The sequence below is a fragment of the Streptomyces griseomycini genome, from assembly GCF_014203535.1.
Classification (GTDB): Bacteria; Actinomycetota; Actinomycetes; order Streptomycetales; family Streptomycetaceae; genus Streptomyces; species Streptomyces griseomycini.
On record NZ_JACHJI010000010.1, the window covers coordinates 18,440 to 32,091 of the forward strand.

At 72.3% G+C, this 13,652-nt stretch carries 9 protein-coding genes; 4 read left to right on the forward strand and 5 right to left on the reverse strand.

Annotated elements, in window-relative coordinates; genetic code table 11:
• Positions 1-209 precede the first annotated feature (209 nt).
• On the reverse strand, positions 210-599 hold the full coding sequence (locus tag FHS37_RS26145; protein ID WP_229889886.1) for a VOC family protein: 390 nt from the start codon (positions 597-599) through the stop codon (positions 210-212).
• Positions 600-1,661: 1,062 nt separating this feature from the next.
• Between FHS37_RS26145 and FHS37_RS26150 the strand changes: the two genes are divergently transcribed.
• Positions 1,662-3,134 carry an FG-GAP repeat domain-containing protein gene (locus FHS37_RS26150; protein WP_184825517.1) on the forward strand — a complete coding sequence of 491 codons (1,473 nt, stop codon included), beginning with the start codon at positions 1,662-1,664 and terminating at the stop codon, positions 3,132-3,134.
• 288 nt (positions 3,135-3,422) lie between these two features.
• Here the strand turns inward: FHS37_RS26150 and FHS37_RS41150 are convergent, their stop codons facing one another.
• Complete coding sequence (locus FHS37_RS41150) at positions 3,423-3,998, reverse strand: transposase (RefSeq protein WP_375372321.1); 576 nt, start codon at positions 3,996-3,998, stop codon at positions 3,423-3,425.
• 150 nt (positions 3,999-4,148) lie between these two features.
• On the opposite strand from FHS37_RS41150, the gene FHS37_RS26160 reads away from it, so the two are divergent.
• Positions 4,149-5,975: a glycoside hydrolase family 3 protein gene (locus tag FHS37_RS26160; protein WP_184825522.1), complete on the forward strand. Its 1,827-nt coding sequence runs from the start codon at positions 4,149-4,151 to the stop codon at positions 5,973-5,975.
• A gap of 640 nt (positions 5,976-6,615) precedes the next feature.
• Here the strand turns inward: FHS37_RS26160 and FHS37_RS26165 are convergent.
• Positions 6,616-7,680, reverse strand: coding sequence for a protein kinase family protein (locus FHS37_RS26165; protein ID WP_184826056.1), 1,065 nt, complete (start codon positions 7,678-7,680; stop codon positions 6,616-6,618).
• Between the two features lie 786 nt (positions 7,681-8,466).
• Here FHS37_RS26165 and FHS37_RS26175 point away from each other — a divergent pair.
• The gene (locus FHS37_RS26175; RefSeq protein WP_221500335.1) at positions 8,467-9,030 is read left to right on the forward strand and encodes an SMI1/KNR4 family protein; all 564 of its coding nucleotides are present in this window, start codon (positions 8,467-8,469) and stop codon (positions 9,028-9,030) included.
• A gap of 336 nt (positions 9,031-9,366) precedes the next feature.
• Here FHS37_RS26175 and FHS37_RS26180 read toward each other — a convergent pair whose 3' ends face one another.
• Both FHS37_RS26180 and FHS37_RS26185 read right to left on the reverse strand, forming a co-directional pair.
• On the reverse strand, positions 9,367-9,852 hold the full coding sequence (locus tag FHS37_RS26180; RefSeq protein WP_184825526.1) for a hypothetical protein: 486 nt from the start codon (positions 9,850-9,852) through the stop codon (positions 9,367-9,369).
• A gap of 703 nt (positions 9,853-10,555) precedes the next feature.
• Complete coding sequence (locus FHS37_RS26185) at positions 10,556-11,131, reverse strand: TetR/AcrR family transcriptional regulator (protein ID WP_184825528.1); 576 nt, start codon at positions 11,129-11,131, stop codon at positions 10,556-10,558.
• 80 nt (positions 11,132-11,211) lie between these two features.
• On the opposite strand from FHS37_RS26185, the gene FHS37_RS26190 reads away from it, so the two are divergent.
• Positions 11,212-13,638, forward strand: a complete 2,427-nt coding sequence (locus FHS37_RS26190) for a PEP/pyruvate-binding domain-containing protein (RefSeq protein ID WP_184825530.1) — start codon at positions 11,212-11,214, stop codon at positions 13,636-13,638.
• The last annotated feature ends 14 nt before the right edge of the window (positions 13,639-13,652 follow it).

Here is a 13,652-nt window from a genome sequence, read left to right on the forward strand (position 1 = left end):
CCAGCCCGCTCGTCGTCTCCGGCACGACCAGACAGTCTCATGCCCCACGAACAGGACAACCCCATGACCCACTGATCAGGAAGACCGCTCCCGGACACCCGGATCAGCAACCAGCGGAGCCGGGCGGCGATGCTCTCCCGAAGCGGATCGAGCAGTTCTCCGCCGCCGGCATGCACTGGGCGTAGAGGGGGCACGGCGGGACCGGGCGGTCAGGCGACGAATACGCAGAAGGGATGGCCCGAGGGGTCGGCGTACACGCGGAAGGGTTCGTCGGGTCCCTGTTCGTTGTCGCGGAGCAGGCGGCCTCCCAGAGCCAGGACACGCTCGTGCTGTGCCTTGAGGTCCTCGATCGACGACACGCTCAGGTCGAGGTGCAGTTGCTGGGGCACCGGGCCCTCGGGCCACGTCGGGTGCGCCAGCCGGGCGACGTATTGGAAGGCCATCTGAGGGGTGCCGTCCGCGGTGCGCAGTACCAGCCAGTCCTGCCCTCGCACGTCGGGCTGTCCTGGCCGGGGAGGTTCGTCTCCCGGACGGTAGACCAGGCCGAGCAGCTCGCGGTAGAACTCGGCGAGGCCTCGGGGGTCAGTGCTGTCGAGCACCACTTGGCACAGTTTCAACGAGCCTGTCACAGCCGACAACGTGTTCGCCTCCGGTGGTTGCTGTCCCCGACGGGCCTTCCGGGTGCCCGCACCACGGGGAACAGATCAGTGGGGCTCGAGCAGTTAGGGCAGGTCTCCGCGACCATGCGTACCGCACGCTCACGAAGCTCGGCAGGACGAGGGGAAGGACGGGCCGTGGACCGGGCCGCCCGCCAGGTGGCCGACGTACGCCGCACCGTCGTCCTGCACCACGTCGACGGGACGTAACCAACCCCGCCGCCCGTTCGCCGGCCCGCCACGGCTACGCCGGTCGCAGGCCAACGCCGGCGACAACGGCAGCGCCCTCGCCCAGACCCGGATCGCGGAAGGCGGACGGGCGGGCAGGGCCTGGCGTGTACGGGCGGTCCGGGGACGAGGAGAGAATGGGGCCATGGCGATGTGTAGGAAGTGCGGTGCGGAGAAGCGCCGCTGGCCTCGTTCCTGTTCCCGGTGCCCTTCCCGGTCGGACCGGGGGGATACGGCCGCGGATGCTGCCGAGCTGGCCGTGGAGACAGGACTGCTCGGGTGGGTCGGGCGAGGAGTCATGAGCGTCGTGCGGCTGGTACTGCGCGCGGTCGACTGACCGCCCCGCGCAGACGTGTCCCGCCGCCGAGCACCTTGCCGCTGTTCGTCCGCGTCGCCCGGCCGGCTGTCCGCCGGCCGCCGCCCGCGGCGTTGTGCCTCCCGGCCGCCGCGAGGTGCTCCGCTTGACCATCCCGATCACCCTGGGCCGGCCCGGCCGCCGGGTCCCCGTTCTGCGGACCCCGGCGGCGTGCTGATGAGCGCGCACGGCTGTGGAGTCCACCGAGCGGGTTCACCACGCCGGGCGGCCATGGCCTGCGCCACCTGGCCCGGTCGGCCGGGCAGAACCTCAGGCGGCCGAGCACACGGACCGGGTGTGCAGGGCCGCACTCCGCGACGCCACGGGCACCGGTTCATCCGGCAGCCCGGAATCGTCACGGGCCGGTAACAGCCGACCCTGCGCTGTGGTCCGCGGGCCGTGGTGTGGGGTGGGCTGTGCGCATGACACTGCGAGGGCCGATCACAGCCGTTTGCTGCGTTGCCGCCCTGCTGCTCACCGGCTGCAGCTCCGATCGTGACGGCGGTGCGCAGGACCGCAAGCAGCAGCGAACCCCATCGCCGGCCGTTGTCACGCCCACGGCCGCCGGCCCCGTCCCCCAGGGGAAGGGCGGCAAGCTGCCCGACGACATCAACGGTGACGGATACCGGGATCTCGAACTCGACTACCGCCGCCCATTGCTGGGACCCCCGAGCGGGCTGCGCGACAGCGCCACGTTCCTCTTCGGCTCGCCGACCGGACTGCGGCCCACCGTCCGCACCGCGCTGACCCCGGACTCCCTGGGACTGCCCGAGCCGTCGGGACAGCAGGACGCCGCGGGCCTCGAGTCGTTGACGACCGCCGACCTGGACGGCGACGGTTTCCCCGAATTCATCACCCGGGTGTGGGTCGCCGAAGACCCGGCGGTCGAGGAGCGGTACGGGGTCTCCGGCCCGAAGGCAGTCCCCCACATCGCCTGGGGCACGCCCGCGGGACACCCGCGTCCGGGGGCGGCGGCAACCCGCCTTCCCGTGCCGGGCATCGCGGCACGGCTGGGCGTGAACGCCCCGCTCGCGGTCGGCGACTTCGACGGCGACGGACAGCACGACCTGGCGGTCACAGGCGGCTCCACCGGCAGCGACGCAGCACCGCCCGAACTGTCCGTTCTGTACGGGCCGTTCGACCGCGGCGGCCGTGCCGCCCGGACACAGAGCCTGCCGATCCCCCCACGGCCGCACGGGCGGCCGGTCGCTGCCCCGGCCGTGCCCGGCCAGGCCTCGGACCTGGTGCTGAAGTTCAGCAACTCCGGTGAGCAGTCCGGTGGCCTGCTGTTCGAGGCAGGCCCCGACGGCCTGCGGGCCCCGGGTCGCGAGCTGCGCGCCGGCAACGGGACAGCGTTCGGCGACTTCGACGGGGACGGGCGCCGGGACGTCGCGGTCGCCGACGACGGCAGCCGCACCATGGAGGACGGCGTCACCGAGTCGGCGGCCCCCGGGGTGGACCAGATGGTCACGGTCTACTTCCACGGCCGTGACCGGGTCCTCGACTTCCGGCTGCCGGACATCCTCGGCCCACCGCTCGCCGCCGACACCGACGGCGACGGCCGCGACGAGTTCGCCGCCCAGGTCCGCGTCGGCCCTGACGCCGCTTGCTGCGAGCTGCGCACCGAACTGCTCACCCTCACCCCGTCCGGTATCGAGTCGAGGCGCTCGCTCAGCCGTGCCGGCCCCCCGGTACGCGGTACTGCCCACGCGGACCTCTACGCGGCAGGCGACTTCTCCGCGGACGGCAGGGACGAACTCGTCTTCGCTCTGGGGCTGCGGCGCGCCTCCCAGGAACCGACGTTCGAGGGCACCCGATGGTGGGTCGTCGCGGGCGACGGCAGGGACCAGGTCGTCTTCACCGGTGACCCCTTCGCCGATGACCGGGAAGACTGAAACGGGACAAACCGTTCCCGCCCACAGGTCCGCGCCCGCACCAAGCGCACCTCCGCCCGCACGAGGACCTGGAAGATCCTCCGCGGCCGCCGCCTCAGAGGAGAAGGCGTCCGCCATGCGTTCCTCGGCACTGCCCGCCGGCACAACTCGCCCCCGCCGAACAGACACGCGCCCCGACGGACGACGAGCCGTGCCCCCGTCCGTTCACGGACCGCATACGGAACAAGCCATGAGGGACATGGCAGAGGGCCGCGTTCCCACAGGCCGGGGCGGGGTCCGGGTGTGTGGTCATGCGGCCGGGACGGGGGTGTGCACGGGGGCGACGGCCTTGCCGCCCGGGCGGGCGCACACGGCAGCGAAGCGGGACCGCGACCCGCCGCGCGAGCCCTGCCGCCGGGCAACGGTGGTGAACACCTTCTGCTCGAGGCCGGCGGCCAGAGCCGCCACCGGCGGTGCGGGCCGGCCGCAGCGGGGCCGGGGCCGGCGACCGACGGAACCCTTCCGCCCCGAAGCCGCCGGCTTCGCGCCGAACGGGGAGGCACTCACGTCCGCGCGAACAGCCGCCACATAGTCGACTCCCCGCCGGGCCAGGCCGGCCCGCAAGCGGGCGCCGGCGACGTGGACGGCGTCAGCCACGGCCGCGGACGGCTCACGCCCCGACCGGCCAGGGTGCCGAGCATGCCCAGAGCCAGCCGCCACTCCCCGCGCCACGTGACCTCGGACACAACACGGCCGGGGACCCGGCAGCCGGCATCCGCCACCCGCCGCCCGGGCAGGAACAGCCGCCACCACACCGGCACCGGACCCCAGACGGACCGATTCACGGACTGCGGACGCGCGGCACCCCGTAGGCGCACCGGACACCTACGGCAGGAGGGCCCTCATTTTGTCTAGACCTATTTTGTCTAGACCTCTTGCCCGCCCGTGATCCGCGGGCTACGTTTCCCGCTGTTCGGAGTACTTCACGTTTCCTTCAACTCCCTTGGCGAGCAAGGCTGGAAGGAGCATGTCCGCATGCAGGACCGGAGTCTGTCCAGACGAACCGTTCTCGCCTCCGCGACCGTGGTCGCCGCGAGCGCGACGGGCGTCGTGGGTGTGACGGCCACCTCCGCGGTCGCGCACGAGCGCGACGACCGCCTCAAGAAGATCATCTCCAGGATGAGCATCGAGGCGAAGATCGGCCAGCTGTTCGTGCCGTACTTCTACGGTACGTCGGCGACTTCTCCCAGCCAGTTCGACCAGGACCGCAACCTCAGGGAACTCGGCGTCCGCACCGTGGCCGAGCTCATCGCCAAGTACCACATCGGCGGTGTCATCTACTTCTCCGGCTGGGCGAACAACATCCAGGACCCGCGCCAGGTCGCGGACCTGTCGAACGGTGTGCAGCGGGCCTCGCTCGCCCTGCCCACCCCCATCCCGTGCCTGATCTCCATCGACCAGGAGCACGGGGCCAACGTCCGCATCGGCAGCGGCGCCACCCAGCTGCCGGGCGCGATGGCGCTCGGCGCGGGCCGCTCGCTCTCCGACGCGCGCACCGCCGGACGGATCTCGGGCACCGAACTCGCCGCCCTGGGCATCCACCAGAACTTCGCCCCGGTCGCCGACGTCAACGTCAATCCGGCCAACCCCATCATCAACGTCCGTTCCTTCGGCGCCGACGCCCGCGAGGTCGGCCGCATGGTGGCGGCCCAGGTGACGGGTTACCAGCAGGCCGGCGTCGTGGCCTGCGCCAAGCACTTCCCGGGCCACGGGGACACCGGGGAGGACAGCCACACCGGGCTGCCCGTGATCACCCACACCCGCGAGGAGTGGGAGCGCATCGACGCCCCGCCCTTCAAGGCCGCGATCGCCGCCGGCGTCGACTCGATCATGACCGCGCACCTCCAGGTCCCCGCGCTCGACCCCGGCAACGAACCGGCCACCCTGTCGCCCGCGATCCTCAAGGGCGTGCTGCGCGACGAACTCGGCTTCGACGGCGTGATCGTCACCGACGCCCTCAACATGCGCGGCGTGCGCACCAAGTACGGCGACGACCGCGTGCCCGTCCTCGCCCTCAAGGCCGGCGCCGACCAACTGCTGTTCCCGCCGGACATCGACGTCGCCTACAACGGCGTCCTGGCCGCCGTCCGCAGCAAGGAGATCACCGAGGACCGGCTCGACGAATCGGTCCTGCGCATCCTGCGGGTCAAGGACAAGGCCGGCCTGTTCAGCGGCAGCCCCTACACCTCCCCGAAGGAGGTCGACCGGGTCGTCGGCGCCCGCAAGCACCGGCTCGCCGCCGCCCGGATCGCCGAGCGCACCACCACCCTGCTGGTCAACGAGGACGAAGCGCTCCCGCTGCGCCGCAGGCAGAAGAAGCTGCTCGTGGTCGGCGCCAGCCCCGCCTTCCCGACCGACAGCACCCGCACCACGGTGCCCGAACTGGCCAAGGCATTCGACGAACTGGGCTACAGCACCACCCACCTCGCCACCGGCCGGGCGCCCGACGCGGCGAAGATCGACGAAGCCGTGGCCGCCGCACAGGGACGGGACGCGGTGGTGGTCACCACCGACAACGTCGACGCCACCAGTGCCCAGCGCACCCTGGTGTCCCGGCTGCTCGCGACGGGCGTCCCCGTCGTCCACCTCGCGGTGCGCAACCCCTACGACATCGCCCACCTCGGCGACGTCCCGGCCTCGCTGGTCTCCTACTGCTGGACCGAGGTCGAACTGCGCGCCGCCGCCCGGGTGATCGCCGGCCGGGTCGAGCCGCGCGGCAAGCTGCCCGTGCCCATCCAGCGGGCCGACGACCCGGCCAAGGTCCTCTTCCGCTCCGGGCACGGCCTGTCGTACGACGACTGACGTCCGCGTCCCCGCGCGGTTTCCGGCCCCGGTCCCCCCGTCGAGGGACGCGCCGGGGCCGAAAGCGCCACCCGCCGGCCGGGGGCCTGCAGAGAATCAAGGTGGTGCTTCCCGATGATGGGGCTCGTTGTCGTGGTACGAGCGTCTTCGACGAGGTCCGCGGTCGACTCGCTGTGGGGTTCGAGGTGTTGTTCCCACACCTCGATGAACGGCAGCGGCGGTCGGTGATGGGGGCCGAAGCCCGGATCCTGCGCTCTCCTGGTCCGAGCCGGGGCACCCGGATCGCCTCCCTCACGGCCGCGAACCGGGTGCAGTCGCTGGTGTTCTCGCCGGTGACGGCGAAGACGAGCGGTCAGCCCTGAACTGTCAGCCCGGCCGACGGGGTCGGTGGCGATCGCGGCGGTCGGCTGGACGGTCATGGGGTCGGCGCCCTCTCACGGTGCTCCCCTCCCACCGGGGCGGAGAACCGATACCAGGACGGCTCCGGCCCCGGGCCGCCCGGCCTGGTCTCCCCCATCAGGTGGCCTCCCGCCGGACGGCGACACCATCACCCGGCACCGCTGGGGGCGCCCGTTGTCGAACGAGACGCGAGGCGGTGCACGAGTTGCGCGGCCTTCCTCCGGATGGCCCCGTCGCCGTGTCAGGCTGGCTGTTCCCTCTGTCCGACCTGGCGGATCGCCTCCAGGGGGAAGGGGGTTGCCCGGCTCTCCTGCTGGAACTGGTGAGAGAAGCCCCCCATCACTGCGGCGACCGGCGCGTAGCGGACGAGGACTGCCGCGACTGCCGCTGGGATTCCTTCTGGGGAAGTCCCCTCGGCGCAGGTGCGCACGAACGCCTTGCGTTCCTCCGTGTCGTGCCCGTACAGGGCGACGGCCAGCCAGTTCACCAGGTGCGTGACGGTGTAGCACTGGTCGTAGGTACGGTGCTGGTCGAAGAAGTCGGCCTCGTCCCGGGTGAGCTCGAAGCGGGAGGAGATCGCGAGGCCGTAGTCGGTGAAGAAGAGCCGTCGGCCGTCGGTCAGGATGTTCTCGAAGTGGGCGTCGAAGTGCAGCAGCCCGCGGGCGTTCATGAACGAGATGCCGGCTCTCAGCTCGTTGTCCACCATGGTGCAGGCCCGCTCGGCCGCCTCCTCACCGGCGCCGGTCCGGACGCCCCACCAGTCGTGCAGGTTCTGCGGGATGTACTCCAGGAACAGCGTGAGGCTCGCCGTGGACTGTTGAAGAGCCTCGATCCGGTTGCGCACCTCCGCTCCGCCTCCCCAGTAGGCGACAGCTCGTTCCACATCGGCCAGTTCCTCGGGAAGCGGCCGGCCAAGGTCTGGGAGCACCCGCCAGTGGTACATCAGGGGGAAACCCTCGTGGTCTCCCGCGATCACCCAGTTCGTCGTCATGGTGTGCACGGCCAGCTCCCGCCAGGCCCCGAACCCCGGGCCGCCGATCTTGCCGATGCCGTAGTGGCAGAAGACCGGCAGTCCGAACAGATTCGCCGTGGAGTGGACGTTCTCCGGCCGTCGCTCCAGATCGGTCAGGCGTACCTGCTTGACGAAGACCGAGGTTCCGTCGACCTCCAGCAGCACCGTCTTCCCGCCGATGCCGGAACCGATCGGTGTGGCGGCGTCCACGAGCTCGCGCAGTCTGCGATCACTGCAGAGCGCCAGCGATGTGGAAGCGGCACCGTAGGCGGCCAGACGGGCACCGCGGGACATGTCAGGGCTCTTCACCTACGCCTCCAGCCGGGCACCCGCCTCCCGTGCAGCCGCTTCAACGAACACCCGGGCGGGAGCTGCCGCCACCCTCTCACGTCGAGGGCGACGATCCGCTCCTGGGGCACTGACGGCTGCCGCGGCGCCCCGGTGACATCGGTTCAGACCGACATCGATCACGAAAAGGCTCCGCGAGTGAATCCCGAACTCATCTCGGAACGACATCCCTGAGAAGTGACACAGCCGCTCACCCGCAGCCGTGGAGCCGGTCCGTCATCCCGCCGGCGCTCAGGACTCGGCTCAAGGACTCCGGGTGCCCTCCCGCTGCCGGAACCAGTCGTCGAGGAAGACTTCGGCGCGGTCGAGTTCGGTGGGGGCATGCCGGATGATCCCAGCGATGTCTTCGCCCTGTGGTTCACGCCTCGGGTTTCGACGAACGGTCGACCGGTTGCCCCGGGACCGCCTGGAACTCCACCGTCCCGCCGGTGAACGGCTGCTGGGCAAGCGGTTCCGGCAGCAGGACCCTCCTCAGCAGCGCCGACGCCGTCCCCGCGCACGGTGCGGTCCGCCCGCACTGCGCCCGTTCCAGCCGTTCCTCAGCGCTGCGGTCCTCAGCCTCAGCCGCCGTCGTGCCGCCCGTGTCGATCGTGGCGGCCACCGCCGGTGCCGGCCCCGGGCGAAGGCGCGCGCCAGCACCAGGTGGGCAGTGCCGTCGGCGGGCCGGAGCAGCACGCCTCTGCCCCGGACGGTCCGCCGCAGGCCGGCCGGTGTTCCGATAGCGTCCGTTTCATGGTCGCCCTCGATGCGCTTGTTCGCCTCTGTCCGCCGCCCGCCGAGCCGCCACCCCCGGTGGACTGGGCGCAAGCCGAGCGCGCCCTCGGTACGGCTCTGCCCACGGACTACAAGCAGCTCGTCGAGACGTACGGCGACGGCATCTTCGACGAGACGATCTGGCTGCTCGTCCCCGGCTCCGCCCACGACGACTGCGACCTGCACGCGCAGACGACGGAGCGGAACGAGATCCTGACCGACCTGTGGGAGTTCGAGGACAAGCCCGCCGGCCTGCAGGAGGCGGGGGCGAGGGTCCTGCCGTGGGCGTTCGAGGAGGGCACGGGAGCCTTCCTGTACTGGCTGGCGCGGCCCGGGCAGTCCCCCGACGACTGGACCGTGCTCTACAACGAGGGGCGCGGCCCCCTGTGGGAGCACCACGACATGGGGTGCCTCGCCTTCCTGCTGGCAGTGCTCACAGGAACGGCGGAAACGGATTACTTCGGCTACCTCCACGAAGTGCTGAAGCCGGCAAAGCACCGCTTCGCGACGGCCGACCAGATCCTTGGCACGACCGAGCAGTGATGCCGCCGGCCGCTCTCGGCGACCTGGCTCGCCGCTGACGCACCTGACTGGGTGCCGTACTCGGCCCGACCGGCCGAGTACGGCGCTCGGTCACAGGCGGGACTGATTCCCCGTCGTCGTTGTCGAGCAGAGGTCCGGGCCTTCTCCGGGGGTCCTGCGCGTGAGGCGGTCCCTCGACGGGGTTCATGCAGCTCAGTGGCGGCAGCGTCGAGGTGCCGGCGGTGCCGAGGAGGTCGGCCTCGACGATGCGGGGGTCGGTCCAGGGGAGCGGGTCGGCTGCGCCGCGTGACGGCGGCCGGAGAGTTTCCCCGTACGACAGGAGTGCCCGGTGCGGGGTCAATCCTGCCGGGCCCGGGCGATAGCGTCGTGCACCCATTCCTTGAACACGAGCCGTGGGAAGAACCGGCCTTCGACCTCGAAGTCGAGTGAGAAGGTCTGACACAGCCGCAGGTCCCGGTGCGCGGTGCAGACGTCGACGCGGACGTCCGGAAGGTGCCAGGCCGATCCGAAGGGACCGACCTGGAAGATCCTCGCATGGACACGGTCGCCGTACACCAGGGCGGCACAGCCGTGTTCCTTGGCCTTCGCCGCCGGGACACCGGCGGCCCAGCGGCTGAACTCGTCGAGATACCCGTGCTCGGACAGCTCCCGGAAGGTGGTCCTTTCCATCCGCACGTTCTCCGGGCCGTCGAGGAACACCATGAGCTGAGGCACCCCCTTGCGACGCCGCCAGTGAGCGGGCAGGCCCCGGACGACGCGGTCCAGGACGCGCAGGACGTCCGCGCGCACCGCGGGGTCCAGTTCCTGGAGTCGTCTCAGCATGAATGCGCCGGACTCGTTCACCCCGCAAGCATCCACGAGAGCGACCGCCGACTCAACGGCTCCGCCCGCAACCGGAGTTCGTGCCCGTTCGAACGAGACCGGCCGCCGGTCGGAGCACCCGTGCCGCGACTTCGCCCAGCTCTTGGCCGAGGCCGGGCGCGTGGACGAGCGGGGGTCGGCGTCGACGGACCCCCGGCCCACAGCCTCCAGCCGCAGCCCCGGCCACTCACGTGCCCACGCGGCCGCCGGCCGAGCGCCGTGCTCAGCGCTGCGGAACCTCCCCGTCGAAGGGCCTCTCCCCGCCTGCGGTCCCAGCGCGGCGGCGTCGAACCGGACCGGACGCATCCCGTCGTCACGAACAGCGCAACAGCCCGTGCGGCGGTCCGCCGAGCCCGCCGGTGTCCCCCGATGCCCCTCCCTCGTTCCAGCACCGCCGCAAGGCGCCAGCGGCAGGCGGTCCTGCCGCAGGACAGGGCTCCGCCGCCCGGGCCGGCGTCAAGCACCGCTGGTCGTGCCCGCACCCAGGAGCGGAGAGGCGGAAGGACCGGCCCACGACCACGCGGATCCCCGTGGTCGACCGGGCCGAGGCCCACCCGCCTTTCCGGCGCAGGGCCGGCGGGGAGCTCATGCGCAGGTGTGGACGGGTCCCCGCCGATCTCCGCCCGGGCGGGGCCGCTCAAGCGTCACGAACGCACTTCCGGGCTCAGGACTGCCCGAAGACCAGGTCGAGTTGGGCGTCCAGGGCGGCCACCGCGTCCTCCTCGCCGAACTGCCGCGACAGCAGCTGCAGTCCGAGTCCGTCGACGAGCGCGAGCAGCCCCGTCGCCGCGCGGTCGGGGTCCACGCCGGGCCCCGCGGCCGCCCGCACCTGGTCCGCGAGGAACCCCCGCATGCCGTCGGCCGCCTCCCGCAGCCCCACGGCCATCGCCGGCTTCACCGCGGCGTAGGCGAGGAAGGCGAGCCCCACATGGCCCTCCAGCCTGCGCGTCTCGTCCAGCGGCAGGATCTGCAGCAGCAGCGCACGGACGATCTCGCGCGGCGAGCCGGGCGTGAGCGCGGCCCGCGAGCGCTCCTCGATCCGGTCCATGACCATCTCGAGGGCGAACCCCATCATCTCGTCCTTGGTGCGGAAGTAGTGCTGCACCATCCCGGTCGAGACCCCCGCCTCGGCCGCCACGTGGCGCAGGCTCACCGCTTCCAGGCCGCGGGTGGCGGCGAGTCTCATCAGTGCGTCGGCGAGCAGTTCACGGCGCTCACGGTGGTCGACCTTGCGAGGCATGGGCCCACTTTACATTGCGACTGTATTGTCTCGTGTATACATTGCAGTCGTATTGGACAGTGGGAAAGGGGGTGGCCGACGTGCGCGTACTCGAGCTGAGTGCGATCGACGGCGGGCAGCACGACCTGGTGGGCGGCAAGGCCGCCGGTCTCGCCGCGCTGATCCGCCTGGGCGAGCGGGTACCGGACGGCTTCTGCGTGACGACCGAGGCGTACCAGGGCGGCGAGGTGCCGCGGGCCGAGGTGCTCGCCGCGTACGAGCGTCTGGGCGGTGGACCCGTCGCGGTGCGCTCCAGCGCCACCGCCGAGGACCTGCCGCACGCGAGCTTCGCCGGTCAGCAGGACACGTACCTCGGGGTCACGGGCGCCGAGGAGCTGCTCGCGGCGATCCGTTCCTGCTGGGATTCGCTGCACGGCGAGCGCGCGGTCGCCTACCGCGAGGCCGCGGGCGCCGCACACGAGGACGCACGCATGGCCGTCGTCGTGCAGCGGATGGTGGACGCCGAGGTGGCGGGCGTGCTGTTCACCGCCAACCCGGTCACCGGCTCGCGCACCGAGACCGTGGTCGACGCGGCACCCGGGCCCGGCACGGCGGTCGTCGACGGGACGGCTCCGGCGGACCACTACGTGCTGAACGGCACGGCGGTGGCGGACCACGGGTGCCTCTCCCCCGGCCGTCTGCAGGAGCTGCGGGCGACGGGTTCCCGGCTCGCGGACGGCCTCGGCGCACCGCAGGACGTCGAATGGGCCTACGACGGCGACGGAACGCTGTGGCTGCTGCAGTCCCGCCCGATCACGACGCTGTTCCCCGCGCCACCGCCGAGCGGGAAGGCCGGCACGCGCCTGTACGTCGAGTTCGGTCACGTCCAGGGCATGCTCCGGCCCGCCACGCCCATGGGCATGTCGACGCTGAGGTCGATGCTGGCGGGCATGCTCGCCTCGTTCGGTCTCACCGTCGAGATCGTCGACATCGGCGGACGGCTGTACGGGGACCTGACCGACGCGATGCGCGACCCCTCGACGCGACAGCGCCTCGTCAAGCTGATGGCGGTCGACTTCGGGCCGCGGGCACAGCGGGTGGTCGAGCATCTCCTCGACGATCCACGGTTCGCGCCGCGGAAGTCCGCCCGCCGGCGCGGTGCTGCGGCGCTGAGGACCGGCCCGAAGGCGGTCGCGGGCATCCTCGGCGCGCTGGCCCGGCCCGCCGGGGCGCGGGCCACGGTGTTCGACGAGATCGAACGGCTGCGGCGGGAACCGGTCGCGGACCCGGCCACGGCCGCGGAGCTCCTGGCCCTGGTCGAGGACGAGTCGAGCACGCGGACCGACGCGATCGTCTGGCCGGTGGTCAGCGGCCTCGTGGTCTCGGCCGCGCTGCCGCCGCTGCTGAAGGGCGTCGCGAGCGACGACGAGATACGGACCGTGCTCGGCGGCATGCCCCACAACGTCACGATCGAGATGGACCTCGCGCTGTGGGAGGTGGCCCGGCGCGCACGGGCGTACCGCGACCGGCTCCTGACCACACCGCCGCAGGAGCTCGCGGCGGCCCACCTGGCGGGCGAGCTGCCCGACTTCGGCCTGGACGGCTTTCTCGCCCGGTACGGCAACCGGTCCGCCGCCGAGGTCGACGTCGGTGTGCCGCGTTGGTCGGAGGACCCGACGCCGGTGTTCACGATGCTGGCCAACTGCCTGCGGGTCACCGACCCGGAGCAGGCGCCGGACGTGCGGTTCCGGCGCGCTGCGGCGCGGGCCGAGGCGACGCTGGCCGAACTCGACCTCCGCGCCCGGCGTGCGCACCGGCTGCGCGGCCGGGTCGCGGGCTTCTTCCTGCGCCGCTCACGGGAGTTGACGGGGCTGCGCGAGGCGGGCAAGTTCGCCGGGCTCTACGCCCTGCGCGACCGCCGCCGCAGGCTGCTCCTGATCGGCGCCGGACTGCGCGCGCAGGGGCTGCTCCCGCAGGCGGACGACGTCATGTTCCTCACGCTGCCGGAACTGCGCACGGCGGTGGAGGGCGGTGCCGACCGGCACACGCTCTCGGGGAGGATCGCGGACCGGCGCGCCGCGTACGACCGCGAACTGCGCCGCCGCACCGTCCCGGTGGCCCTGCTGTCCGACGGCACGGACGTGGAGACCCTGCTTCCGCCCCGTGCGGCCGGTGACCGGACGCTCACCGGCATGGGCGCCGCACCCGGCAAGGTCACCGGCCGTGCCCGCGTGGTCCGCGATCCGGTGCACGCGGCCCTCGAACCGGGCGAGGTCCTCGTCGTCCCGACCACCGACCCGGGCTGGACACCGCTGTTCCTCACGGCGGGCGGCCTCGTCACCGAGACCGGCGCGGTGATGGCACACGGGCCGACGGTGGCCCGGGAGTACGGCATCCCGGCGGTGATCTGCGTCCCGGGAGCGACCGAACGCGTCCGCACGGGCCAGGTGATCACGGTCGACGGTGCGGCCGGGACGGTGACGGTCGAGGAGGCACGAGACCGGCGGTCCGGGCCTGACTCGCCCTGAGGCACGGCGGGTCG

Excerpts from the sequence above, each read along its gene's own strand:
- FHS37_RS26150 (WP_184825517.1), top strand. The coding sequence starts at position 1,662 with ATGACACTGCGAGGGCCGATCACAGCCGTTTGCTGCGTTGCCGCCCTG.
- FHS37_RS26160 (WP_184825522.1), top strand. The coding sequence starts at position 4,149 with ATGCAGGACCGGAGTCTGTCCAGACGAACCGTTCTCGCCTCCGCGACC.
- FHS37_RS26165 (WP_184826056.1), bottom strand. The coding sequence starts at position 7,680 with ATGTCCCGCGGTGCCCGTCTGGCCGCCTACGGTGCCGCTTCCACATCG.
- FHS37_RS26175 (WP_221500335.1), top strand. The coding sequence starts at position 8,467 with ATGGTCGCCCTCGATGCGCTTGTTCGCCTCTGTCCGCCGCCCGCCGAG.
- FHS37_RS26180 (WP_184825526.1), bottom strand. The coding sequence starts at position 9,852 with ATGCTGAGACGACTCCAGGAACTGGACCCCGCGGTGCGCGCGGACGTC.
- FHS37_RS26185 (WP_184825528.1), bottom strand. The coding sequence starts at position 11,131 with ATGCCTCGCAAGGTCGACCACCGTGAGCGCCGTGAACTGCTCGCCGAC.